Raw genomic sequence first — 24,257 nt, forward strand, 5'->3', positions numbered from 1 at the left:
AATTAGTATAGTTGTCAGTATTGCCGCTCAGCAAAAAGGGCATACGGATTATCTCCATATGCCCTCAAGGTCAACCCATTATTTGAATTCAGTGAGCATTTTGTTGAAGTCTGCTTCTGAAAGTTGAAGATCTTGTTTCGATAGTCCTTCTTTAGCGAAACTTGGGATTGAATTTTCATAGCTCTTTTTATCTTTGTTTTGGTAAATGATACCTGTCAACATGGAGTTTGTTTCCATGATTTTGGTCATTGCCATTACGCGATTTGTGTAGTCATAGTCCGGAATTTCATCCAGGTCAACAATGTTTTCTTTGAACCAATCATACGTGTTAACTTTGTTGAAAGTTACGCATGGGCTGAAAACGTTGATCAAGGAGAACCCTTTGTGGTTCAAACCAGCTTCGATAACAGCTGTTAACTGTTTCAAGTTACTGGAGAAAGATTGTGCTACGAATGTTGCACCAGCAGCCATAGCTACTTCTAAAGGAGAAATAGCAGACTCAATTGTACCTAGTGGTGTACTTTTCGTTTTGAAGCCTTCCGCACTACGTGGAGATGCTTGACCTTTCGTCAAACCGTAGATTTGGTTATCCATAACGATATAAGTAACATCGATGTTACGACGAATCGCGTGTACCGTGTGACCCATACCGATTGCGAAGCCATCTCCGTCACCACCGGAAGCAATGACTGTAAGGTCGCGGTTTGCCATTTTCACACCTTGTGCGATTGGTAGAGATCTACCATGGATACCGTGGAAACCATAAGCATTGATGTAACCGGAGATACGTCCGGAACAACCAATACCGGATACGATTGCTAAACCTTCAGGCTCCAAACCAACATTAGCCGCTGCACGTTGAATAGCTGCTTGTACGGAGAAGTCTCCGCATCCTGGACACCAATTTGGCTTTACATTGTTACGAAAGTCTTTTAATGTTGCCATGCTAAAGTCAACTCCTTACATTTTTGTTCGATTTCTGCTGGAAGGAACGGATTACCGTTGTACTTCAGAACGTTTTTAATTTTATCTGCATGACCAACATGCAGTTTAATTTGATCAGCCAATTGACCTGTCGCGTTGTTTTCAACAACGATTACCGTTTTTGCTTTTTCAACAAGCGGTCTCAGCTGTTCAGCTGGGAACGGATGAATCAAGCGTACAGTCGCGTGGTTCGTTTTGATACCTTCTTGTTCAACGCGGCGTCTTGCTTCATCAATTGTTCCACCCGTGGATCCCATACCGATAATCAGAAGATCTGGGTTCTCGTGAGGAGCATCTGCTTTGATCGCATCTGTTACTTGAATGTGTTTCAACTTCTCAAGACGTTTATCCATCATTCTTTGACGATTCTCTGTGCTCTCAGAAGGACGACCTGTTTGGTCATGCTCTACCCCAGTTACATGGTGAAGACCATGTTTTACGCCTGGGATGACACGTGGAGAAACGCCATTCTCAGTGAACTCGTAACGTTTGAACAATTGATTAGCTTCTAGCTCAGGAGCTTCTGTTACCAGAGCACCGCGATCGATTACGATACGGTTGTAGTCCAGCATTTCAGCGGATTGTTTACCCAAGGAAAGCTGAAGATCTGTCATCAGAATAACTGGGCATTGGTATTTCTCAGCCAGGTTGAAAGCTTCAATTGTATCATAGAAGCACTCTTCAATTGTGCTAGGGGACAATACGATTTTCGGGATTTCACCGTGTGTACCGTATACCATTGCGTTCAAATCGGATTGCTCTTGTTTCGTTGGTAGACCTGTACTTGGACCGCCGCGTTGCGTATCAACGATAACAACCGGAGTTTCCGTCATACCCGCCAAGCCAATTGCTTCCATCATCAAGGACAGACCAGGACCAGCAGAAGCTGTCAGTGCACGAGCACCAGCGTAGTTAGCGCCGATTGCCATTGTGCAAGCTGCGATCTCATCTTCGGTTTGGATAACTGTACCGCCGAATTTAGGAAGTGCTTTGATCAAGTATTCCATTACCTCGGAAGCAGGTGTAATCGGATATGCAGGCATGAAACGGCAGCCAGCAGCTACAGCTCCCAGTGCGATTGCATCGTTACCGATCATGAACAATTTTTGCATGCCGTCAGCCGGCTCTAATTGGAAGTCAGCGATTGGGCCGCCAGCCAATTCAAGTACGGATTCAGCACCTTTGCGAACAGCCTCAATGTTTTTCTCAACGACAGCTGCGCCTTTACGACCGAACTCTTCTTCAACAGCTTTATTAAACACATCAAGCGGCAAACCGAGCAATGCCCAAGAGGCTCCTGATGCGGCCATGTTCTTAAATAGAGATGTTCCTAGTTCTTCTGCAATTGCAGTAATGGGAACTGGAAACAGACGTGCTTTGATTCCTTCAGGTAAAACAGGGTTAAATTTGGCATCTGCAACGATTACACCATTGTCACGAAGCTCGTGAGCGTTGAAATCGATACTTTCCTGGTCAAATGCAACCAGAATGTCCAAATCATCTGAAATTGCGCGAATCGGCTTGGTGCTGATGCGAATCTTGTTATTTGTATGTCCCCCCTTAATCCGTGAAGAGAAATGACGGTACCCATACAAATAGTAACCGAGACGGTTCAATGCAGTAGAGAAGATACGGTCAGTACTTTCGACCCCTTCACCCTGTTGACCTCCGATTTTCCAAGATAACTGACTAATCACCGTACGTCCACTCCTTTTGATTGTAGCTGCTCGAAGACATTAAAAGCTCAATTGTTTAGTAAGATAGATAATGCAATAAAAAAATTCTTTCACTTGTCAACCAAATTCTATGCCTTTATGGAGCAAAATGCAAGGGGTACCAACGATTCTAAAAGATAGAGTTTTTAGATTGAATCCATATCAATATTAGATCGATTTTCATTTTTCATTTCGGCAGGTTCCCGAGCATGAAATTGCGCCAATTTCCAAACAGAAATGCTTCTACTTGTGCTTCCTTATAGTTTTTGCATAGCGCCTCTATTAAATTTTCGTATTGGCCCGCATGTCTTAACCCTTTGATCCACTGCTCAATCCCATCAAAATCCGATCCAAAACCAATTTGTCTCTCTCCCCCTAACGAGCAGACGTGATCAATATGTTTAAGCAAACCAGCGATAGGAACAGCCAGATTCATGCTATCGACGAAGTAAGGCACAAACGTAAGGCCAATTTGTCCCTGACATTGAATGATAGCTTTAATTTGATCGTCTGATAAATTTCTTGGATGGGGACAAATTTTCTGAGCATTGGAGTGGGAAGCAATAAAAGGTTTGTGATAAACCTCAACCATTTCCCAAAATGCCGTAGTCGATAAGTGTGACACATCTGCTATTATACCCATAGTTTCTAATTCTCTTAACATGAGTTTGCCTTTTCTTGTGAAACCGCCTTTTCTAGGCTCCATTACACCGTCTGCAGCCCAATTCGCGTAGTTCCAAGTTAATCCTACACTTCGTACACCTAGGTGGTATAGGATTCTTAAATGGGTCAAGTTGCCCCCTAAAGCATCCACACCTTCAAGTGTCAGAATTGCGCCAATTTGATCCCCAGCTTCTACTTCATGCCAGTCCCTCACATGTTGAATAAACCTCATGCCTGAATGACTTACAATTTTCCTTTGAAAAATATCAACCATCTGCAAGATATGATCAAATGTCGGTTGCTGGATAGAGTCGGATAAATAAATGGCAAAACACTGCACCTTAACACCCGCATGCTTTAATCTCGGATAACTGACATCCAGTTCCTGATCTTCCTTGCCAAAATCGAGCTTTGGATTCACATACAGTTTTGTTAACGCATCGCAATGACCATCCATGATCTTCATCCATCCAGCCTCCTTATCTATCGCTAAACAAGACAAAAACCTCTTATCAGAGGTTTTGGGGTAGAATAAAAAACCTGTCTACAACGTAAACAGGCTGCGTGCATTAATATGTATGGTTACGTTCATTACCTCGGCTCAACGATTAATTTAATGGCCGTCCGATCTTCCCCGTCAATCACGATATCTGTGAAGGCTGGTACACAAATTAAGTCAACTCCGCTGGGCGCCACAAATCCTCTTGCGATCGCTACTGCTTTGATGGCTTGGTTCAAGGCGCCTGCACCGATCGCTTGGAGCTCAGCCGCCCCGCGCTCACGCAACACACCTGCCAAAGCACCTGCAACGGAGTTTGGGTTGGATTTTGCTGAAACTTTTAATACATCCATGAATAGTACCTCCTCGGGAATGATGGATAGTTCCATTAATCATCATATTCTCGAGGCAGCACAAACATGACATTCTCTTTCATCTAAATACTCTAAATTTTCTGAATAACGATTAATCCATGAAAACTTGATCTTCATCGTAGCGAATCAGCTGGATAGCTTTCGCTTGACCTGTTTGATCATTCAATTCTATAACAACAGCATGGAAATGCCATTTCCCTTCATCTGTAACGAATCTTACGGGCAGCTGAGTTTTGAATTTCTGAAGCACAGCATTTCGCTCCACACCCAAGATGCCATCGCGTGGACCTACCATCCCTACATCTGTCACATAAGCTGTACCTTGCGGCAATACGCGATTATCATTCGTTTGCACATGTGTATGTGTACCTACGACAGCCGATACTTTACCGTCCAAATGCCAACCCATTGCAATTTTCTCAGAAGTTGCTTCAGCATGGAAATCTACAAATATAAATTTGTGCTTTTTCTTATCTGCTTCAAGAATTTCGTCCACTTTGCGGAACGGACAATCGATTGGCGGCAAGAACGTGCGCCCTTGTAAATTGATGATCAGCAGTTCCTGATCTTTCACTTTTATGACTGTATGTCCCCTACCTGGCGTGCCTGGTGGAAAGTTGGCTGGACGAACCATTTTCTCGTCCCGATCGATAAAATCGAAGATTTCTTTTTGATCCCATGTATGATTGCCCATTGTAAGGGCCTGAATGCCCATCTCATAGATTTCTTTGGCTATGGCTGATGTTATCCCTTTCCCCGCAGCAGCGTTCTCTCCGTTGGCAATGAACACGGCATGAGGATGTGCTTGCTTTAAACGAGGCATGACATTTTTAAGCGCTTTACGTCCAACGGATCCAACAATATCTCCAATAAATACAATTTTCATAACAAATTTATAGCTCCTTTATTAACGTAGATGCGTGGAAGGTTAGGATATAACCGACCGATCTGCCTATAAAATAAGGAAAAGTGGCTGTATCAGCCACTTTTCGCATTGGTTACTCTTATTTAGCGTATTCAACAGCTCGTGTTTCACGAATGACCGTAACCTTAATATGTCCTGGATAATCGAGTTCACCCTCGATTTTTTTGGTAATATCGCGGGCTAGGCGGAACGCTTCGGTATCATCCACTTTCTCAGGTTGAACCATAACACGTACTTCACGGCCTGCTTGAATGGCGTATGATTTCTCAACACCTTCAAAAGATTCCGAGATTTCTTCGAGCTTCTCTAGACGCTTAATATATGTTTCGAGCGTTTCCCTGCGTGCTCCAGGTCTCGCCGCGGATAAGGCATCTGCTGCTCCGACTAACATCGCAATAACTGACGTTGCTTCTACATCGCCATGATGGGAAGCAATACTGTTAATGACGACTGGATGCTCCTTGTACTTCTTACCAATCTCAACACCGATTTCGACATGAGATCCTTCAACCTCGTGGTCAAGCGCCTTACCGATGTCATGAAGCAGCCCGGCACGTTTCGCCAAAGTTACGTCTACCCCGAGCTCCCCGGCCATCAGACCAGCCAGATAAGCTACTTCCATGGAATGCTTCAACACGTTTTGACCATAACTTGTTCTAAATTTCAGTCGACCTAAAATTTTGATCAAATCAGGATGCAATCCGTGAACTCCAACTTCAAACGTGGCTTGCTCCCCATATTCGCGGATTCGTTCATCCACTTCTTTACGGGATTTCTCAACCATCTCTTCAATACGTGCTGGATGAATACGACCATCTGCAACAAGCTTCTCTAGGGATGTACGAGCAATTTCGCGACGAATTGGATCAAATCCAGATAAAATAACTGCTTCTGGCGTGTCATCAATAATAAGGTCAATACCCGTTAATGTTTCTAGTGCACGGATATTACGTCCCTCACGACCGATAATCCGGCCTTTCATTTCTTCATTTGGCAATGAAACAACTGAAACTGTCGTTTCAGCAACATGATCTGCGGCACAACGTTGGATGGCGAGCGTGATGATCTCACGGGCTTTCTTATCGCCGTCTTCTTTGGCCTGTTGTTCGATTTCTTTAATAAGCTGTGCAGTTTCGTGTCGTACTTCCTGCTCAACATTGGTAAGAATAATGCTTTTCGCTTCTTCCATTGTTAGTCCTGAGATACGCTCTAACTCCGAAACCTGGCTTTTATAAAGCTGATCAATTTGATTTTGTGTATCCTCGATCCGCTTCTCTTTGTTGGCAACTTGCTCTTCTTTACGCTCGAGAGATTCTAATTTTTTATCCAGCGATTCCTCTTTTTGTAACAGTCGTCTTTCTTGTCGTTGAATTTCATTCCGACGCTCACGAATGTCTTTTTCAGCTTCGGACCTAAGTTTGTGTACTTCGTCCTTCGCTTCCAGAACCGTTTCCTTTTTCAGTGCTTCTGCTTCTTTCTTAGCAGCTTCTCTAATCTGCTCAGCGGCTGTTTCAGCACTGGAAATTTTCGCTTCTGCAAGAGATTTACGGATAAAATAACCAATCCCTAAGCATGCAGCTCCAACAATGAGAATGATCGCGATCCAGATGAAAGTCATCTTGTTCACCTCCTCGTTGGTTTCTCCAAGGTGTTAGCCTGGGATTCCGTTCGGTTTTTTAATCCGATTTTTAATTGTTTGGCTAGTCATACATACTCTAAAATAAAAAGAGTATGGCTTTTAAATGAATGCGCACTGTGCGTTAGAGGCACTCTAGTGCTAATAATCCATAATCAACAGTGTAAAAATTGGCGGTTTTTACATCTGTCCTCTCAAAATCAATGAAATTAGTATGATTTTGAATACATTATGAAAATATACACTGTTATTTTATCTTTTGTCGAAGAAGCTTGTCAAGCGATAGTCCATGAGAAGATCATCATGCCCAACTCCATACTCCTTTATTCCTTCATGATATTAACTAATTACAGTCAATATTTAACAATATTAATCATCGAAGTCATCCTCAAGAATCTCAAAGTCCTCATCACTCGACCCGCTGCTTAACTGTCCTAATACCTTAGTCACGACAGCTCCCGTGAATCCTCTACGCATTAGAAAGGCAGCCGTCTTTCTTTTCTTATCAAAAGTTTCGCCTGAGGTTTGCTTCCATTTCGTTTGCGCAATTTTCATCGCTCCAGCTATTTCATCCTCAGGATTGATGTTCTCCATGGCATGTTTAACGAACTCTTTGTCGATGCCTTTTTGCTGTAGCTCTTGACGAACAAGGTTACGACCTTTCTTTTGAGAAATGATCCGACTGTCCGTCCACATTTTAGCAAATTCTTCATCATTAAGATATTTTTGTGAGGCTAATTTCTCAATGACCCAGTCAATAATGAGAGGTTCATAACCTGATTCTTTGAGTTTGCGTTTCAATTCGCTCGATGAGTGCGGTCGCCGGCCAATAACGCGTATAGCTTTAATATAAGCATTATTCCGTTCTTCATCTTGAATGATCTTCTCTAACTCTTGTAGCTGGACGCTCTCTCCTTTGGCTAACCGATGCTTAACTAGAATGTCTTCATGTACGGAAAAAGCGTACTCTTCATTCAAAAATATATTATAGCGGTGCCTTCCCCGCTTCTGCTTCTCCACTAATGTGATAATGGAAATCTGTTGTTCTTCCTGTTCCTGCTCCAAGCTTTCTAGCCCCTTTCATGCACGAAAGCACCCTAACCTAAGGGTTAAGGTGCTTTCACGATATGATATATTCGAATCTTACTCGAAAGCTGCTTCTAATTCATCGTCTTCTTCTTCGTCAAGATTTGGCCCAACAGCAACAATCAAATTGCTGTTTCCACGGATTCTTTGTTCGATTGTTTCCGCAATGGCTTTGTTATCTTTCAAGAATTGCTTGGCATTTTCACGGCCTTGGCCTAAGCGCTCGCCTTCGTAGGAATACCATGCTCCGCTTTTGTTCACGATATCCATCTCTGTCCCGATATCAATGATACTGCCTTCGCGTGAAATTCCCTCACCGTACATAATATCCACTTCCGCCTGTTTGAACGGAGGCGCTACTTTATTCTTAACGACCTTAATTCTCGTACGGTTACCGACCATGTCATTCCCTTGCTTGATGGTTTCTATACGACGAACATCCAGTCGGACAGAAGAGTAGAACTTCAGTGCACGACCACCAGGGGTTGTCTCCGGGTTTCCAAACATAACGCCGACTTTCTCACGCAGTTGGTTAATGAAAATCGCAATAACCTTCGATTTGTTGATCGCACCTGAAAGCTTACGAAGTGCTTGAGACATCAAACGTGCTTGCAGACCCACGTGTGAATCTCCCATTTCGCCTTCGATCTCTGCTTTAGGTACTAGTGCCGCTACAGAGTCAATAACGATAATATCTACCGCGCCGCTTCTTACAAGGGCTTCAGCGATCTCAAGGGCTTGCTCACCTGTATCTGGTTGAGAAAGCAACAGCTCATCTATGTTAATGCCCAGCTTACTTGCATAAGAAGGATCCAAGGCGTGCTCTGCATCGATAAATGCAGCTTGTCCGCCAACCTTTTGAACTTCAGCGATCGCATGTAAAGCTACTGTTGTTTTACCTGAGGATTCAGGTCCATATACTTCAATAATTCTTCCGCGTGGGAATCCACCTATTCCAAGAGCAATATCAAGGGCTAATGCTCCGCTTGAAATCGTTTCAACTTGCATATGCGTTGACTCTCCAAGCTTCATGATGGAGCCTTTACCGAACTGTTTCTCAATTTGTCGTAATGCATTATCAAGTGCTGCGCGACGGTCTGTCAAAACACTCACTTCCTTCTATCATTATAGGTATATGATAACTTGTTTCGGGGTGTTTGCCAAGTACTTTTTCGAACATACATTCGACTTTTTCGCGAACAAACAAAAAACCGCAACAAAGTTATCGCTTTGTTACGGTTCTTCCGTTAACACTTCTCTCATTATATGCGAACTCTAGCTTTCTTTCAACTGCTTCCAAAGGTGGTAGAGAGCGCTCTTCGCGGATCTGTGTTTAATCGATTCCCGGTTACCCGAAAGCTGCAGCGTAATGACCTCAGTTTCTGCATTTTTTTGCGCAAAGCCGATATAAACAAGCCCAACAGGCTTGCCTTCAGACGTGCCAGGACCCGCTACGCCGGTAACGGAGATGCCGAAGTCACTTCCGGTACTCGTTAGCAAACTTTCCGCTAGAATGACCGCTGTCTCGCTGCTAACAGCACCTGGAGCACCTTCTCCTTCCAGTATCTCCATCGGAACACCGAGAAGCTTATGTTTTAGCGCATTGGAATAACAGATAATTCCCCCCAGAAAAGAATTGGAACTGCCTGGGATAGAAGTGATTAAATCACTGAGCAAACCACCTGTACAGCTCTCTGCTACAGCAAGTGACAACTTGCGTTCTTCCAGCATTTTCACAACAACTGTTTCAATCGGAACGTCTTGATCCGCATAAATATGCTGACCTAAACGGTTTCTAATTTCTTGCTCAGTCGCAAATAGTTTGCTTTCGCCTTCTTCTGCGGAATGCGCACGAGTCGTTAACCGAATCGTCACTTCGCCTTCTTTGGCATATGGAGCTATGGTCGGATCCGATTGGGCATGAATCAAGTCAATTAATTGATGCTCTAAATTAGATTCACCGATGCCGGCAAACTTGAGCATTTTGGAGTACAGCGGAACTTCATCTTTCATCATCGTCCGCAACCAAGGAATCGCATATTTGGTAAACATGGGCTTCATTTCTTTTGGCGGTCCAGGAAGAAGAATGAAATGTGTCCCTTCAAACGTGAAGGCAACGCCTACCGCTAACCCTGTTTCGTTATGTAAAGGATCGCTGCCCTCGAGCATTAACGCTTGGCGCCTGTTGCTTTCGACCATATGTATCCCGCGAGATTGAAACATTTGGGTAATCGCGTTCATCGACGGTTCATGAAGGATCAACTGACGGCCTACGTACGCCGCTAAGACATCTTTGGTTAGGTCATCCTGTGTTGGTCCCAGTCCACCTGTACAAATGACGACATCGGCTCTGGAGGCGGCTAACTTGAGGCTTGCTAGCAGTCTCTGTTCATTATCGCCAACTACCGTCTGGAAATAAATGTCCACGCCAATCGCAGCGCACTCTCTGGAAATAAATTGAGCGTTTGTATTTACGATTTGTCCAAGCAAGAGCTCTGTTCCAACAGCAACGATTTCTGCTTTCATTCAAGCATCCTCCTAGAATAGAAAAAAACCAATAGGTTGCCCTATTGTGTCTTTTCTGAAAAGTCTATCACATGTTTATTTTTCACAAAATACTCGATTCCTGAGTAGACCGTAATGATGGCCGCTGCCCAACTTGCTATTACATCAAAAGGGAAGTCCACAAACGTAAACGGAAAATTATTGATAAGTAGCGCTATGATGGCTGTAATCTGAGCTGCCGTCTTTGCTTTTCCCCACTTACTAGCCGCCATCACAGTGCCCTCCAGCAGAGCAATTTGGCGAAGACCTGTTACAGCCCATTCTCTACTGATTATGACTATGACAATCCAAGCATCTACTTTATCCATTTCCACTAGTGAAACGAGCACAGCTGTAACAAGCAGCTTATCCGCCAAGGGATCAAGCAGCTTGCCTAAATTGGTTACTAAATTGCGTTTTCTGGCAATATAACCATCTAAACTATCTGTACTCGCTGCAATAATGAAAATCAATGCAGCAATAATTTGATTATACGTAATGCTAAACTCCTCTATCCGTATATGAGGAAATTTCACCTTAATCAACAGGAAAAACATGATGATTGGTACTAGTAAAATCCTCGCCACGGTGATGCGGTTGGCCAGGTTCATGCAATTACCTCCCCAGATAAGTCAAACTCATAAGAGTGGGTAATGCGAACTTTGGCTAGTTCACCGATCGTAAGCTTACCATTCGATACGAATACTTCTCCATCGATCTCTGGAGCATCAAATTGAGAACGCCCAATATAAACGTCACTTCTACCATCGTACCGTTCAATCAACACATCGATTTCTTGACCGATACGGCGTCCGCCGCGGATATTCGAAATTTCTCTTTGGATTTCCATGATCGCATTCGCACGATACTCTTTCACTTCATCAGGTACTTGATTCGGCAAACGTGCTGCTGGTGTATCATCTTCTTTGGAATATGCAAACACACCTAGACGATCGAACTGAACATCACGAACAAATTGCTTCAAATTCTCGAAATCTTCTTCCGTTTCTCCTGGGAAACCTACAATAAGTGAAGTCCGAAGCGCAACATCCGGGATCGATTCGCGAATTTTACGAACCAACTCACGGGTATCCTTTTGACGGCCAGGTCTACGCATACGTTTAAGAATGGAATCTTCGCTGTGCTGAAGAGGCATATCAATGTATTTACACACTTTCGGGTTCGTCGCCATCACTTCAATTAACTCGTCACTAAAGAAGCCAGGATAAGCATAGTGCAGGCGTACCCACTCAATACCTTCTACTTCACTCACTTTATTCAAAAGCGTAGGAAGCATGAAGCTATCATATAAATCCGTGCCATAATTCGTAGAATCCTGAGCAATTAAGCTAATCTCTTTCACGCCTTGTGAAGCCAGGTTCGCTACTTCTGCTACAATGGAATCCATGCTTCTGCTCTTGAAACTTCCGCGCATGATTGGAATACTGCAGAATGTGCAGGCATTATCACAGCCTTCGGCGATTTTCACATACGCTGTATATCTAGGCGTTGTAACAAGCCTTGGCAGGTCTGCATCATAGTTAAATACCGGATTCCCAACAAGAACCGGTCTCTTCCCGCGCAGCGCCTCGTCAACGATATGATTGATTTTATCAAAATCTCCCGTTCCCACGATTCCATCAATCTCTGGCATCTCATCGAGCAGTTGCTTTTTGTAACGCTGTGTTAAGCAGCCGGATACGATAAGCGCTTTGAGATTTGCTGTTTCTTTCAGTTCTGCCATATCCAAAATTGTATTCACGGATTCTTCTTTCGCTGCATCAATGAACCCGCAAGTGTTCACGATAATGACAGTGGCATCTTCCTTGTTATCTACAAGCTGAAAACCACGCCCATGTATTAATCCAGCCATAATCTCGGAATCGACCATATTCTTCTCGCATCCGAGGGTAACTACTTTAACCTTTTCTGTCATGAAAGAAACAACCTCCAATAGTCCTAAAAACACTCCATACAAGTATAATACAAGCCCTATAGGGTGTCAAAATGTAAAAACCCCCTTGCTACAGGGGGCTTCTCATTCAATAACATAGTATGTATGCCTATTTTAAATTTACAAATTGTAAGTCAAGAGGAATATCGGCCTTGCGCAGCAGAGCGATAACAGCCTGCAAATCATCGCGGCTCTTGCCGGTTACCCGAATTTGATCGCCTTGTACTTGCGTTTTCACCTTAAGCTTAGAATCACGAATCAGGATGTTGATTTTTTTCGAATTCTCTTGATCGACACCTTGTTTCATGCTGATTTTCTGTCTTACCGTTGAGCTGGCAGCTGGTTCTACCTTGCTGTACTCGAGATTTTTGATCGAGATCCCGCGTTTCGTCATTTTGGCATGCAGAATATCAAGGACATTCTGAAGCTTAAACTCGTCATCGGAAGTAACGACTAATTGATCTTTATCCAGCTTGATACTGCTTTTGCTGCCTTTAAAATCAAAGCGGGTTGCAATCTCTTTTTCCGCCTGCTGAATAGCGTTATTCAACTCCTGCATATCCACCTTGGATACAATATCAAACGAACTTTCTGAACTCATCTTAGACCAAACACCCTTTCCATCAAAATACAATAGCATTATAGCAAGAAGTTTTATAAAAAGAAACATCCCGCAGCCCCTCGGCTTAGGATGTCTCTTGAGGAAATGAATTCATTACCCGGGAAAGCGCAGGAACTGCCAAAATGCTAGTTTTTTTGCAAGTTCAGCTGTACACGCTTTGGATTAGGCGTATCACCAACTGGAACCACGGTGCCATTCACAGTAAGCTCTAGGGCGCTTGCTGCCCCAACATTCAGATAGGCGGAACTTGTCAAATCAAAGGCGTCCGTATCGCCTGCTTTGTAAAGCTTTTGTCTTAACATGTCCTTGCCGCCCCCATCTGTTAGAGCATCAACTCGAATCCAGCAGGAACCGTTTATTTTCATCTGAATGTTCAAATTCGCAGTACCTGTAATTATGTAGTTATCTACACCTTTTTCATTGCTGCTAAATTTAACCTGTACCGCTGGTGGCGTTGGTGTTGGTGCCGGTGTTGGGGTCGGAAGAGGTTCCACTTTACCTTCACTGGAAGCATTCGTTGAAGTAGTCGGAGTCGTTCCTGCCCCGGGATTCGTGGTATCCGTAATTCTCGGAGACTGCGTTTGAGAAGGCTTTTCCCCTGCCGGTGTTCCCTTGTAGTTCTTATATGTATAATAGTACACAATTCCGAAAATGAGCAAAATAAAACAAATAAACATGACGCTTGAAGCCCAACGGCTCATTTTCTCCGTGTTACGAACACTCGTTCGATTCTTGCGAATCGTTTCTACTACCGGCTTTTCCACGACTGGAGAAGGATTCGTTGTTTGGTACATATTCAGCACTTCCGTTGGATCCAGCCCTACTGCTTCTGCATAGCTTTTGATAAAAGCTCGGACATAAAAGCTTCCTGGCAGCACTTTATAGTTTCCTTCTTCAATGGCTTCAAGGTAGCGTTTACGAATTTTCGTAACTTCTTGCAAATCGTCAAGCGAGATCTTTCTTTCCAATCGTGTCTTGCGTAAAATGTATCCAAGATCAGACATAATGGTCACCTCCTCACGGGAATCTTATTAGTTAATGACGTTACAAACCCTAAAATGGTTCGGACGTGTACGTAAATGAGTCATAATTGATTTCCTCATCAGGACTGTTACGAAGCTCAATAATATAATCAAAGTGATTATAAGTGTATTCAGATTCGCGAATAAATATATCCGGATGCTCGATTACCTTCGTCGAAGGCATTGCCATAATATCCTGTAAAAGGCTATGATGCTTCTCATTCGATCGAATGGTGGAAACGATTCCGTCAATAATGAAAACATTATTAGGGGTCATCTCGTCTTCAGATAATTGACTGCGAACCGTTTGTCTAAGTAGAGTGGATGAGACGAATGTCCAACGTTTGTTGGCACAAACACTTCCTGCAATAATCGACTCCGTCTTGCCAACGCGAGGCATGCCGCGAAGCCCAATTACATGGTTACCATCCCTCTTGAAAACCTCACCGAGGAAATCAACCAATAACCCTAGCTCATCTCGTGTAAAACGGAATGTTTTGCGATCATCCGAATCGCGTTCAATATAACGACCATGACGAACAGCCAAAATATCAACGAGCTTAGGGGGACGCAATGCCGTAATAGTAATATTATCTACTTTTCTCAACATTTTACCCATTAAGTCAATTTTTTCTTCATCATTGGTTTGAAGAAGCATACCACGCGTACGATCTTCAACACCGTTAATGGTCACAATATTAATATCCAACATCCCCATTAAGGAAGCGATATCCCCTAATAACCCGGGACGGTTTTTGTGAATCTTATACTCCATATACCATTCTTTAACGTCCAATCCTTCCACCTCATCGCAATATCTGTAACGTTCCTTTTATTAGCTCTTTAAATAAATTCTACAAATTTCGCCAATTTCCTTCTGTAATCCGGCATTAATTTATTTCATTTTAAGTTCTGTAAGCTCTTTTTCATTATAATTCAAGGGACCTTTCTGCCATGACTTATTCGTCATTGTAAGCAGTCGATTATCTAGAATTTGTGGCCAGTTAAGCTCAGCAGATAATGAATTTGAGACATCAATTGCAGATACGCCTAGCGTTTTTGCTTTCTGCAGCTGCGCTTCTGTTGCGGGAGAATAGAAAATAATCCAAGTTGCAAAATGCTGTCTTGTTTGGAAGGCTAATTGTTGGAACCATTGTTCATTATTGTCAAGCAAAACAATATGATCCGCTTCTTCCGAAGGTGCCCATGCAGATGGAATTGGGCGATCGCTTCGCGTTAGCCACTCCACAGTGACATTCTGAGCTAGGAGATTTTGAATCCACTGATTCTTCAAGTTATCAACTTGCTGAGAATCAATTTGCAATAAAGCAGCTTGGTCAATGGCTGAACTCGCATTCCCGTTCACATCCAACTGACTCTGTAATAATGTCCATTTACCCGGATTTAGGCCTTGCTGAATCACCCCATTTGCCGATGGGAACAAATCGTTGCCGATAACATATATGTAATCGTACGAGCTTGCTTTCAATTTCGTGAGCACACGATCATCCACGGCACTCAAGTCGTTAATCCAATCATAAGCAATATAATTGGCATCCCGCCACTTTTGGAGTGCACTCCCTACGGACTGCTTGGCGGTTGGAGATAAATTAACGCTCGAAAGCATCAAGACAGACAATTTCTTATCCAATAACTCCTGTTTAATGACAGGAATTCCTCGATTTCCACAACCAGCAATAATGAAAGATAAGAGCAAAATCATAAGCATAGAACGTTTAATGATCATAAATTCGATTCCTTTCTACCTAAGAAAGCGTGCAAAAGCCTCCGAAAGAAGGAGGCTTTCACATAGTACCCTATTGAATTGTAAAACGCTTATTAACCTTTGTCCACTAATTTTACCATGAGGCGGGCAAGCGTACGCTTATCCTGCTCATCCCCAGCATCCCACAGCTCTTTGAGCACACGTTCCTGCTCATTTTCCGGATCAACTTTATCAGCTAGGAATTCACCAATTTGAAAAGCGAGTTTCGAGATGGTTTCGTCACTCATCCCTGCATGTCCAGCTTGACTAACACGTTCAGCCAGGAACTCTTTCCACTTGTCAAATACTTTAAGTACTGTAGCCATTGTAAGAAGCCTCCTTTGAGTTATGAGAGATGGTTATTACATAAGTAATATTCACTTCTCCCCCTAGAATTATGCGTGCTTCTTACAATGACATTAAGTTAGCCATCCACCATTAGGGCTTATGATTTGACCCGTAATATAGCCCGATTCAGGAAGTGCCAAGAAATATACGAGCGAAGCTACTTCATACGGCATCGCAAAACGGCCTGCCGGAATTTCGTTCGCAATCGCGTCCCGCTCCTCGCTTTGAAACCCGGACATCATCTCTGTCTCAACAGCGCCAGGCGCAACGGCATTCACCGTCACACCAGATGGGGCAAGCTCCTTAGCCAATGCCTTAGTGAACGCATTCAGCCCACCTTTGGCCGTTGAATAAACAACTTCACAAGATGCCCCAGAGATTCCCCAAATCGAAGAAACATTGATAATCCGGCCATATTTCTGAGAAATCATTGCCTTCATAAAGGCTTGAGAGCAGAGAAAAGCTCCCTTTAGATTCACGTCCATGACAGAATCCCATTCTTCTTCGCTTAGATCTGACAATAGCCCATAATGAGCGATGCCAGCATTATTCACGATGATATCAGGAATCATTTCTTTTTGTTCTAGTTTTTCCTTCATTAACATGATTTGTTCACGGGATTTGACATCCGCTGACACGGTCAGAACCTTCGCACCATGCTTCATGCAAGTTCTGGCTACTTCGTTAGCCGCTTCATGAGAGTCGCGGTAGTGAATGACCACTTTCATCCCTACCGCGGCGAAACGCTCAGCGATTGCTGCTCCAATCCCTCGACTGGCTCCCGTAATGAGAACCGTTTGCTCACTAAACGGCTTGGGAAAGGTCACGACTTCTCACGACTTTGGACAATCGAAATAGCAAGCTTACTCCAATCAAAATGCTCTCTGAAACGTTGATTAACATCATTAAGCGTAATTTGCTCATAGACGGGCAAAATGTCAAACAAATCAATTCCTTTAAACCGATACTTCGTAAACTCATTGGCAATCGATTCGGGAGAATTCATCATGCGCAGGAAATTACCGATTTTCTTCTTGCGGCTGCGTTCAAAAGTAACCTCATCAAGGCCTGCGCTCTTCCGCTTTTCAACTTCTTCACGAATACGGGCAATAAGTTGATCAGGATCTTTGGTGTCGCCACCCAGGATAGAGAAGGCATAACCATCGCTGCAATTATATTCATGGCCGAAATTATCAGAAATAAGCTGTTCATCATAAAGCGCTTGATAAATATCTGAGCTCGAGCTGAACAGAACATCCAGCATTAACTTCGTCGTTAATTCTCTGGTCAGCAAATCCTTGCCTTGTACTGCTGGCGCCTGCTCCTTGAAGCCAATTAAGCATTTCGGCATCGATACTGGGAGCAAGGTAACTCTGCGCGCTTCCTTCACATCTAATGGCTCATCCGGGAAGAACCTTTTGATATCGCCTTGAGGTGGAAACGTTTTGCCGGCTTGATTTTCCTTGACAAGTGCAATTACCTCTTCAGCATTCACTCCACCCACAACGAACAAGCTCATATTGCTTGGGTGGTAGAAAGTGTTATAGCATTCATACAAAGTTTCCTTTGTAATTTTGGCAATCGAGGCTACGGTCCCCGCGATATCAATATGAATAGGATGTTTCGCATATAAGGATTCAATTAATCCGTAATAGCTTCTCCAATCCGCGTTATCTTCGTACATTTTGATCTCTTGACCAATAATCCCTTTTTCCTTTTCTACATTTTCATCTGTAAAATAAGGATTTTGCACGAAGTTAATTAATGTCGTTAAATTTGTTAAATAATTGTCGGTAGACGAGAATAAATACGCTGTTCGGTCAAAGCTGGTGAAAGCGTTAGCTGAAGCGCCATTTGAAGCAAAAGTGGCGAAAATATCGCCTTCAGGTTCTTCAAACATTTTGTGTTCAAGGAAATGGGCAATACCATCGGGAACTTGAACAGCTTCTTTACCTTCAACTTGGAAATCGTTATCTATTGAACCATACTGCGTTGTGAATGTCGCATAGGTTTTCTGGAAACCTTCCTTGGGCAGAACAAACACATGAAGCCCATTATCGAGCACTTCGTGATAAATCGTTTCACCCAGGTGTGGATAAGGAATAACTTTCATGGCCTACTCTCCCTTCTGATCCCGTAAAAAGTAAATCGTATCCAGTTGAACCCGCTTAGCAGCTTCGGCAATCGCCGGAATATCGATTTGTTCCACGGACTCGATTAAGCCCGCTACTGTACGCTCTTTACCAGATAAGATCGCATTAAAATCAAAAGAAATTAATTCAAAAGCGGAATCCTGAATTTCGCGAAGCTGATTCGCAATCATAGCTCGGGTCTGGCTTAGTTCAATATCATTAATATCTCCCTGCTCCATAGCCGTTAGCTGCTTGCGAATAATATCAACCGCTTTCTCATAATTGGCCATTTCGATACCGGATTGAATCGTTAATATGCCTTTGTGCCCATCAAAACGAGAAGAAGCATAATAAGCTAGACTCGCTTTCTCACGGACGTTGATAAACAATTTGGAATGCGGATACCCACCCAGAACACCATTATACATAAGGGCTACGGGATAAAGCTCATCACCATAAGAAATATTCGTGCGCAGACCCATGTTCAATTTACCTTGATTAACGTCCAACCGCTCGACGATGGTCTTCACTTCACCTGATGCGCCCCGCGGAGCCGTAGTTACGTAACCAACATCTTGACTACGTTCAATCTTGAATGCACTTGCTACGATTCCTTCAACTTCAGCTAGCGTTGTGTTACCAACCACATAGATATCTATTGGCTGAGATTGAAGCCACTGTCTATACTGTTCGTAAAGCTGTTCGGAATTGATGCGGTCAAGATCAGCTATTTTACCCAATGGGTGAAGACGATACGGATCGTCACTGCACATTTCTTCAATACAGCGCTCAGCCGCATAGCGAATTTTATCGTTAATGACGGATTCAATACGCTTCTGGAGCGTTTGTTTCTCGGAATCTACATATTTGCTGCGAAAATGATTACCTTCTAGAGCAGGACGTGTCAGTGTTTCTCCAACAAAATCAAGTCCTTGCTTCAAAAGTGATTGCGCTGACTTCACGAAACGGTCATTAATAATATCCATTCGCAACTGCACAATCTGATAATCGCCTCTTTTGTAAATATCAAACCCAAAACCTGCGCCATACAGATCATCCAAATACTCTCGAAATTGCTGCGTTTCCGGCCGTAATTCAGTTCCTCTGCGTAAAACAAAAGGAGTAAGGGCGGTATTCGTAACCGTTTCTTCATCTAAGGGACGGCCTATGTACACGGAAATAGCAAACGTTTTGAACCGATCTGTCGGCAGCACATGCAAACGTATATGATTTAGTGTACTGCGCTCAAATTGTATATGCTTCAAAGGTCTGTCTCCCTTCTAAGATCGTAATAGTTCCATTATATTCCTATACGAGAAGGAGAAGCAACCAATGCAGGTCCCTTCTCCTTGTCCAGGTCGAAATTATTTACAAAAAATATGCTTGCCAATAGTTTTAACTTGTGTTCTAGACCAGATCCACTTGGACGTCGCGGTTTCCGGGTTAAAGTAATAGATGCAACCGCCTGACGGATCCCAGCCACTCAAAGCATCTCTTACCGCCTTTTTTGTTGATTCATCAGGAGTTAGCCAGATTTGACCGTCTGCTACTGCCGTAAAGGCGCCAGGCTGAAAAATAACTCCTGAAACCGTGTTTGGAAAACTCGGTGATTTTACGCGATTTAATATGACCGCTGCCACGGCAACTTGTCCGATATACGGCTCTCCGCGAGCTTCACCGTGCACCGCATTAGCCATAAGATTAATATCTTGATCGGAGAGCCCAAGGTTATTTGAAGGAACGAGATTAGCTGGCTTCTGGTCGGAAGTCGCATTGTCCGTACCACCGGTACTTCCACCACCACCTGTGTTTCCTCCGGTCGCTGGCGCTGTTGGTTTCCAGTTTTTCGTGGCTTCCCAAAGCTTAAGCTTTGTTTTTGCCCCTACAATGCCATCTACCGTCATCCCAAATTCGCCTTGGAAACGTTTCACAGCTGTTAATGTTTTATACCCATAATCACCGTCTATATTACCGCCATAAAAACCGATGAATTTCAAACGCCCTTGCAGTTCATTGACGTCTGCTCCCGTAGCTCCATAACGTATCTCATTTTTGCTGAACGTTTCTTCTGCTGGCGGGTTGAACTTTCCTTTCAATTGGAATGCAACAACCAATACGAAGACAATACAAAAAGTTAGCACAATTAATCGTTTATTCATTCCCCTTCTCAACCTCACTTTTCAAATAAGAGCCTTTTCTTACTTTTCTTAGCTTATTATGAGAAAGGGGGTCTTTGTTTATGCAAACAAAAACACTCTCCTGAAAGAGAGTGTCCATGTATTCATCCTATATCCGTTGTCAACTAATTCGATTGTGCTGATATTGCTCAATAGACATCAAGACCTCACGGGGTTTGCTTCCCTCATAAGGGCCGACAACTCCCTTGGCTTCCATAGCGTCAACAAGCCTTGCTGCGCGTGTATAGCCGACTCTCATGCGTCTTTGCAATAAGGAAACGGAAGCTTGTTTCGCTTCTAGCACGATTTGGACGGCTTGATCATACAGCTCGTCCTCGAATTCATTTTGCTGCTCAGGCATTTCTTCAACTTGCGGTACCAACTCTTCTTGGTAATTGGCTTGTTCTTGCGTACGTACAAAGGTCACAACATGCTCAACCTCTTGATCGGATAAAAAAGCTCCCTGTATACGTACCGGCTTGGATGCGCCAACAGGTAAATAAAGCATATCGCCTCGACCTAACAACTTCTCCGCACCAACCATATCCAAAATCGTCCGTGAATCGACTTGCGAGGAAACACCGAATGCAATACGCGAAGGGATATTGGCTTTGATTACTCCCGTAATAACGTCAACGGAAGGCCGTTGTGTAGCAATAATCAAGTGAATACCTGCTGCACGAGCCATCTGCGCTAATCGGCAGATCGAATCCTCCACGTCATTAGCCGCAACCATCATCAAGTCAGCCAACTCATCGACAATGACAACATAGTAAGGCAGTGGAGCTGCCGTGCCGCTCTCGATTAGCATCGCATTATATCCTTCAATGTTTCGCGTGCCGCTCTTCGAGAACAGCTCGTATCGTTTCTCCATTTCGACAACGATCTTCTTAAGAGCTAGAGAAGCTCTGCGCGGGTCTGTAACAACCGGCGCTAGAAGATGCGGTATTCCGTTGTAAACATTGAGCTCAACCATTTTGGGGTCAATCATCAAAAACTTGACTTCGTTCGGCTTAGCTTTGTACAAGATACTCGTTATGATCCCGTTGATACATACGGATTTACCTGATCCTGTGGCACCAGCTACCAGTAGATGGGGCATTCTAGCCAAATTCCCGACGATAGGTTGTCCGGAAATATCTCTTCCTAGTACAACGGATAAGCGTGAGCTGGATTCTTGAAAAGCAGACGTTTCCATCACTTCTCGCATTGTTACGATGGACACCTCTAGATTTGGAACCTCAATCCCAATCGCCGATTTGCCCGGAATCGGAGCTTCCATCCGAATATCCTTAGCAGCGAGCGCCAGCGCTATATCATCGGTTAAGGATACAATGCGACTCACCTTCACCCCGACATCTGGCTGAATTTCATACCGTGTTACCGCAGGTCCTCTTACGACCTCGAGAACCTTGGCACGAACTCCGAAGCTTTCCAAGGTAGCTTCTAGCTTCCTGGCATTCGCTTTGTAGTCAGACATCTCACTGCCTTTGCCAACTGCTGGCTTCGATAGTAGCTCGAGTGCAGGCATTTCATACGGCCGGGTTTGAACGACCGGTACCTGATCTTGAAACTCTAGAGTCACAGGCTCGTCGTCAGCAACTGCATCACCAGCAGAAGCTGGCTTTGTCTTAGGTAACACAGTTGTAGATGCAGCCGCGGCAGGTTTAACTGATTGTTGTGCTTCTTGGAAAACTTGCTCCTGGAAATCACGAATGATTGGTGTAACAGGCTGATCTTCCGAAGAGATTTCGCTAGCAGTTCGTCCTTCATTCGATTGATAAACAACTTGCTCGGAAGCTTCCGCTGCTTCTTCATTATGTAAAAGATTATCTTCACTCTCATCGTTTGCAGCTGTTGTAGCTTTCTTCCGACCTTCTTTAATCGGTCGCAGCAGCTCCATAATAAGCGGTGATTTCTTGCGCTTCGCAGGCTGGAATACTTCTTCATCGAACTCATCGTCAACAGGCACATAAGCTTGTCTCTTTACCTTTTTGACACTAGCACCTGAGGCCGAGGCCGTAGCAACTTGCGCTGGTTGACGCCCTTCTCGATCCTGCAGCCATTCTTTCATTCTGTCTTTGAAATTTTGTCCGACATTGCTGAATCTACCGCGGATTACATTCCCGATATCTACATAAGAAATGCCAGTAGCCAGAATAAAACCTATTACAAATAACGCGTACTGAATCAATCTTGCACCCAAATAGTCAAATAAAAAGTACAAGATACTATACAGCGTGGCGCCGATCATCCCGCCGCCTATACCGTGTTCAAGCGCAGCCTTCCCTGCGTCCGTCGGATGCAGCCCCTCCAACATGGCGCTCCATGTAGAAGAAATGATTTTACCTGACGTAAATCCGCCATCTGGGTATAACTGAGCAAATAAATCAATCTGATTTTTTATCAGCAGACCAAGAATGAACAGCAGAATGCCTGCTTTCTTAGGCGTCACCATCTGTGGCCAAGCACGTTTGATCATGGCATATAAGGCCACATATATGAAAATGAGAGGCACCAACGAATACCATGTTCCAACAAAGAAACGGAAAAGGTAAATCAGTGAGTTCCCGACATGTCCTTGATGGGCAAGTGCAATGACGGAAAAAATCAAAATGAGAATTCCGTACAATTCGAATAACAAGCTAGTTTTTAAAGCCTTACCTTTCTTCTTGCGTTTCGCCACGCTTGTCACCCCCAAGTCCACATTATACCATATTTGGCTTGAGGGATGATACAGGAACAACGCTTTAAGTGAGTGAAGACTCCACAATTGGACTGTAAGAAATTATGGTTCCTGGCGCATATTGCTCTTTTAAATAATCCTGTGGGTTACAGCTGTACAGCCTAACAATGCGTGCTTGAAAGCCGCTAAGAGGCTCAATTTGCATCTTGATTCCACCCAGATCAATATCCATGAATTTGGGCTCATAGGTATCAGCCCCTTCAAAAATGACATCCATCGGCACGACCGAATAATGAATCATTGTACCATGCCACCACCCATAGCTGCCTTCTTCGATTCAATGCGCTTGTTGAGCTCTTGAATGGCATCACCGATCCCGCCGACTTGGTTGATTAAACCGTATTTCACAGCATCCTCGCCAATGACCGTTGTCCCGATATCCCTTGTCAGCTCGCCTGTCGTAAACATCAACTCTTTAAACTTTTGTTCCGTTATATTGGAATGTTTCGTTACGAATCGCACAACACGTTCTTGCATTTTGTCCAAATACTCAAATGTTTGCGGAACTCCGATAATTAAACCATTTAATCGGATCGGATGAATGGTCATCGTTGCTGTCTCGGCAATAATGGAATAATCTGCTGAAACGGCTATAGGGACACCGATGCTGTGCCCTCCCCCTAGCACTAACGCAATAGAAGGCTTCGAAAGGGTCGCCACCATCTCTGCAATCGCTAACCCAGCCTCAACATCTCCACCCACTGTATTTAAAATGATCATAACGCCTTCAATTTTTGGATTCTGCTCTGCGGCGACCAGTTGTGGAATGAGATGCTCATATTTCGTTGTTTTATTCTGCGGCGGTAGAACGATATGGCCTTCCACTTGTCCGATAATGGTAAGACAAAAAATGTTCGATTCACCCGAAATCGTATTGGTTTGGCCTAATTGCTGAATATTTTCGAGGATCGGATTTTTCTTACCTTCCTCTGTTACTGGTTCTTGCTGCTTCGTCGGTTCTGTTGATGATGCCACAATAAGTCCCCCTTCATGTTTGACTAATTATCCTTACCTGCATGGATCATAATCTCCCATAGTATGAATAATCTTGGTTCCTTTCATGCA

The 24,257-nt window shown here is 43.7% G+C and carries 23 protein-coding genes; all 23 read right to left on the reverse strand.

Going from position 1 to position 24,257, the window contains the following annotated elements:
* Positions 1-78 precede the first annotated feature (78 nt).
* The 23 genes from GQF01_RS05150 to GQF01_RS05260 all read right to left on the reverse strand — a co-directional run bounded on the left by GQF01_RS05150 (position 79) and on the right by GQF01_RS05260 (position 24,170).
* A complete protein-coding gene (locus tag GQF01_RS05150) occupies positions 79-945 on the reverse strand; it encodes a 2-oxoacid:ferredoxin oxidoreductase subunit beta (RefSeq protein ID WP_161405784.1) in 867 nt (288 codons plus the stop codon).
* The gene (locus GQF01_RS05155) at positions 933-2,681 is read right to left on the reverse strand and encodes a 2-oxoacid:acceptor oxidoreductase subunit alpha (RefSeq protein ID WP_161405785.1); all 1,749 of its coding nucleotides are present in this window, start codon (positions 2,679-2,681) and stop codon (positions 933-935) included. Before GQF01_RS05155 ends, GQF01_RS05150 begins: the two co-directional genes overlap by 13 nt.
* 205 nt (positions 2,682-2,886) lie before the next feature.
* Complete coding sequence (locus tag GQF01_RS05160) at positions 2,887-3,828, reverse strand: dipeptidase (protein WP_161405786.1); 942 nt, start codon at positions 3,826-3,828, stop codon at positions 2,887-2,889.
* A 125-nt stretch (positions 3,829-3,953) separates the two neighbouring features.
* Positions 3,954-4,214, reverse strand: a complete 261-nt coding sequence (locus GQF01_RS05165; protein ID WP_028558349.1) for a stage V sporulation protein S — start codon at positions 4,212-4,214, stop codon at positions 3,954-3,956.
* A 112-nt stretch (positions 4,215-4,326) separates the two neighbouring features.
* Complete coding sequence (locus GQF01_RS05170; RefSeq protein WP_161405787.1) at positions 4,327-5,121, reverse strand: TIGR00282 family metallophosphoesterase; 795 nt, start codon at positions 5,119-5,121, stop codon at positions 4,327-4,329.
* Positions 5,122-5,239: 118 nt separating this feature from the next.
* Positions 5,240-6,778, reverse strand: a complete 1,539-nt coding sequence (gene rny, locus GQF01_RS05175) for a ribonuclease Y (protein WP_161405788.1) — start codon at positions 6,776-6,778, stop codon at positions 5,240-5,242.
* 387 nt (positions 6,779-7,165) lie between these two features.
* Positions 7,166-7,861 carry a regulatory protein RecX gene (locus tag GQF01_RS05180; RefSeq protein WP_161405789.1) on the reverse strand — a complete coding sequence of 232 codons (696 nt, stop codon included), beginning with the start codon at positions 7,859-7,861 and terminating at the stop codon, positions 7,166-7,168.
* Between the two features lie 78 nt (positions 7,862-7,939).
* A complete protein-coding gene (gene recA / locus GQF01_RS05185; RefSeq protein WP_161405790.1) occupies positions 7,940-8,986 on the reverse strand; it encodes a recombinase RecA in 1,047 nt (348 codons plus the stop codon).
* A 171-nt stretch (positions 8,987-9,157) separates the two neighbouring features.
* Entirely contained in the window at positions 9,158-10,408 is a 1,251-nt protein-coding gene (locus GQF01_RS05190; RefSeq protein ID WP_161405791.1) for a competence/damage-inducible protein A, read from the reverse strand.
* Between the two features lie 41 nt (positions 10,409-10,449).
* Positions 10,450-11,037, reverse strand: coding sequence for a CDP-diacylglycerol--glycerol-3-phosphate 3-phosphatidyltransferase (gene pgsA / locus GQF01_RS05195; protein WP_145656341.1), 588 nt, complete (start codon positions 11,035-11,037; stop codon positions 10,450-10,452).
* Positions 11,034-12,362, reverse strand: a complete 1,329-nt coding sequence (rimO, locus tag GQF01_RS05200; RefSeq protein WP_161405792.1) for a 30S ribosomal protein S12 methylthiotransferase RimO — start codon at positions 12,360-12,362, stop codon at positions 11,034-11,036. The genes pgsA and rimO overlap by 4 nt, the downstream gene beginning before the upstream one ends.
* A 127-nt stretch (positions 12,363-12,489) precedes the next feature.
* Positions 12,490-12,981: a YajQ family cyclic di-GMP-binding protein gene (locus tag GQF01_RS05205; RefSeq protein WP_161405793.1), complete on the reverse strand. Its 492-nt coding sequence runs from the start codon at positions 12,979-12,981 to the stop codon at positions 12,490-12,492.
* Positions 12,982-13,127: 146 nt separating this feature from the next.
* On the reverse strand, positions 13,128-14,006 hold the full coding sequence (locus GQF01_RS05210; RefSeq protein WP_161405794.1) for a helix-turn-helix domain-containing protein: 879 nt from the start codon (positions 14,004-14,006) through the stop codon (positions 13,128-13,130).
* Between the two features lie 49 nt (positions 14,007-14,055).
* Positions 14,056-14,799, reverse strand: coding sequence for a DUF3388 domain-containing protein (locus GQF01_RS05215; protein WP_407945395.1), 744 nt, complete (start codon positions 14,797-14,799; stop codon positions 14,056-14,058).
* A 120-nt stretch (positions 14,800-14,919) separates the two neighbouring features.
* Positions 14,920-15,747 (reverse strand): hypothetical protein, encoded by an 828-nt coding sequence (locus GQF01_RS05220; protein WP_161405796.1) that lies wholly within the window; start codon positions 15,745-15,747, stop codon positions 14,920-14,922.
* Positions 15,748-15,863: 116 nt separating this feature from the next.
* Complete coding sequence (locus GQF01_RS05225) at positions 15,864-16,115, reverse strand: DUF3243 domain-containing protein (protein ID WP_127450964.1); 252 nt, start codon at positions 16,113-16,115, stop codon at positions 15,864-15,866.
* 93 nt (positions 16,116-16,208) lie between these two features.
* Positions 16,209-16,964: an elongation factor P 5-aminopentanone reductase gene (ymfI, locus tag GQF01_RS05230; protein WP_161405797.1), complete on the reverse strand. Its 756-nt coding sequence runs from the start codon at positions 16,962-16,964 to the stop codon at positions 16,209-16,211.
* The gene (gene yfmH / locus GQF01_RS05235) at positions 16,961-18,250 is read right to left on the reverse strand and encodes an EF-P 5-aminopentanol modification-associated protein YfmH (RefSeq protein ID WP_161405798.1); all 1,290 of its coding nucleotides are present in this window, start codon (positions 18,248-18,250) and stop codon (positions 16,961-16,963) included. Before yfmH ends, ymfI begins: the two co-directional genes overlap by 4 nt.
* Before the next feature lie 3 nt (positions 18,251-18,253).
* The gene (gene yfmF, locus GQF01_RS05240) at positions 18,254-19,534 is read right to left on the reverse strand and encodes an EF-P 5-aminopentanol modification-associated protein YfmF (protein ID WP_161405799.1); all 1,281 of its coding nucleotides are present in this window, start codon (positions 19,532-19,534) and stop codon (positions 18,254-18,256) included.
* Between the two features lie 99 nt (positions 19,535-19,633).
* A complete protein-coding gene (gene sleB, locus GQF01_RS05245) occupies positions 19,634-20,428 on the reverse strand; it encodes a spore cortex-lytic enzyme (protein ID WP_161405800.1) in 795 nt (264 codons plus the stop codon).
* 139 nt (positions 20,429-20,567) lie between these two features.
* The gene (locus GQF01_RS05250; RefSeq protein ID WP_161405801.1) at positions 20,568-23,132 is read right to left on the reverse strand and encodes an FtsK/SpoIIIE family DNA translocase; all 2,565 of its coding nucleotides are present in this window, start codon (positions 23,130-23,132) and stop codon (positions 20,568-20,570) included.
* Between the two features lie 64 nt (positions 23,133-23,196).
* Entirely contained in the window at positions 23,197-23,433 is a 237-nt protein-coding gene (locus GQF01_RS05255; RefSeq protein ID WP_161405802.1) for a YlzJ-like family protein, read from the reverse strand.
* Positions 23,430-24,170, reverse strand: a complete 741-nt coding sequence (locus GQF01_RS05260; RefSeq protein WP_407945396.1) for a ClpP family protease — start codon at positions 24,168-24,170, stop codon at positions 23,430-23,432. The genes GQF01_RS05255 and GQF01_RS05260 overlap by 4 nt, the downstream gene beginning before the upstream one ends.
* Positions 24,171-24,257: the final 87 nt, after the last annotated feature.

The sequence above is a fragment of the Paenibacillus silvestris genome, assembly GCF_009882985.1.
Classification (GTDB): domain Bacteria; phylum Bacillota; class Bacilli; order Paenibacillales; family NBRC-103111; genus Paenibacillus_E; species Paenibacillus_E silvestris.

Bases quoted from the DNA above. Each gene is read 5' to 3' on its own strand.
- GQF01_RS05150 (WP_161405784.1), bottom strand. From the start codon at position 945: ATGGCAACATTAAAAGACTTTCGTAACAATGTAAAGCCAAATTGGTGT.
- GQF01_RS05160 (WP_161405786.1), bottom strand. From the start codon at position 3,828: ATGAAGATCATGGATGGTCATTGCGATGCGTTAACAAAACTGTATGTG.
- GQF01_RS05165 (WP_028558349.1), bottom strand. From the start codon at position 4,214: ATGGATGTATTAAAAGTTTCAGCAAAATCCAACCCAAACTCCGTTGCA.
- GQF01_RS05170 (WP_161405787.1), bottom strand. From the start codon at position 5,121: ATGAAAATTGTATTTATTGGAGATATTGTTGGATCCGTTGGACGTAAA.
- rny (WP_161405788.1), bottom strand. From the start codon at position 6,778: ATGACTTTCATCTGGATCGCGATCATTCTCATTGTTGGAGCTGCATGC.
- GQF01_RS05190 (WP_161405791.1), bottom strand. From the start codon at position 10,408: ATGAAAGCAGAAATCGTTGCTGTTGGAACAGAGCTCTTGCTTGGACAA.
- pgsA (WP_145656341.1), bottom strand. From the start codon at position 11,037: ATGAACCTGGCCAACCGCATCACCGTGGCGAGGATTTTACTAGTACCA.
- rimO (WP_161405792.1), bottom strand. From the start codon at position 12,362: ATGACAGAAAAGGTTAAAGTAGTTACCCTCGGATGCGAGAAGAATATG.
- GQF01_RS05205 (WP_161405793.1), bottom strand. From the start codon at position 12,981: ATGAGTTCAGAAAGTTCGTTTGATATTGTATCCAAGGTGGATATGCAG.
- GQF01_RS05210 (WP_161405794.1), bottom strand. From the start codon at position 14,006: ATGTCTGATCTTGGATACATTTTACGCAAGACACGATTGGAAAGAAAG.
- GQF01_RS05215 (WP_407945395.1), bottom strand. From the start codon at position 14,799: ATGGAGTATAAGATTCACAAAAACCGTCCCGGGTTATTAGGGGATATC.
- GQF01_RS05220 (WP_161405796.1), bottom strand. From the start codon at position 15,747: ATGATTTTGCTCTTATCTTTCATTATTGCTGGTTGTGGAAATCGAGGA.
- GQF01_RS05225 (WP_127450964.1), bottom strand. From the start codon at position 16,115: ATGGCTACAGTACTTAAAGTATTTGACAAGTGGAAAGAGTTCCTGGCT.
- yfmH (WP_161405798.1), bottom strand. From the start codon at position 18,250: ATGAAAGTTATTCCTTATCCACACCTGGGTGAAACGATTTATCACGAA.
- sleB (WP_161405800.1), bottom strand. From the start codon at position 20,428: ATGAATAAACGATTAATTGTGCTAACTTTTTGTATTGTCTTCGTATTG.
- GQF01_RS05255 (WP_161405802.1), bottom strand. From the start codon at position 23,433: ATGATTCATTATTCGGTCGTGCCGATGGATGTCATTTTTGAAGGGGCT.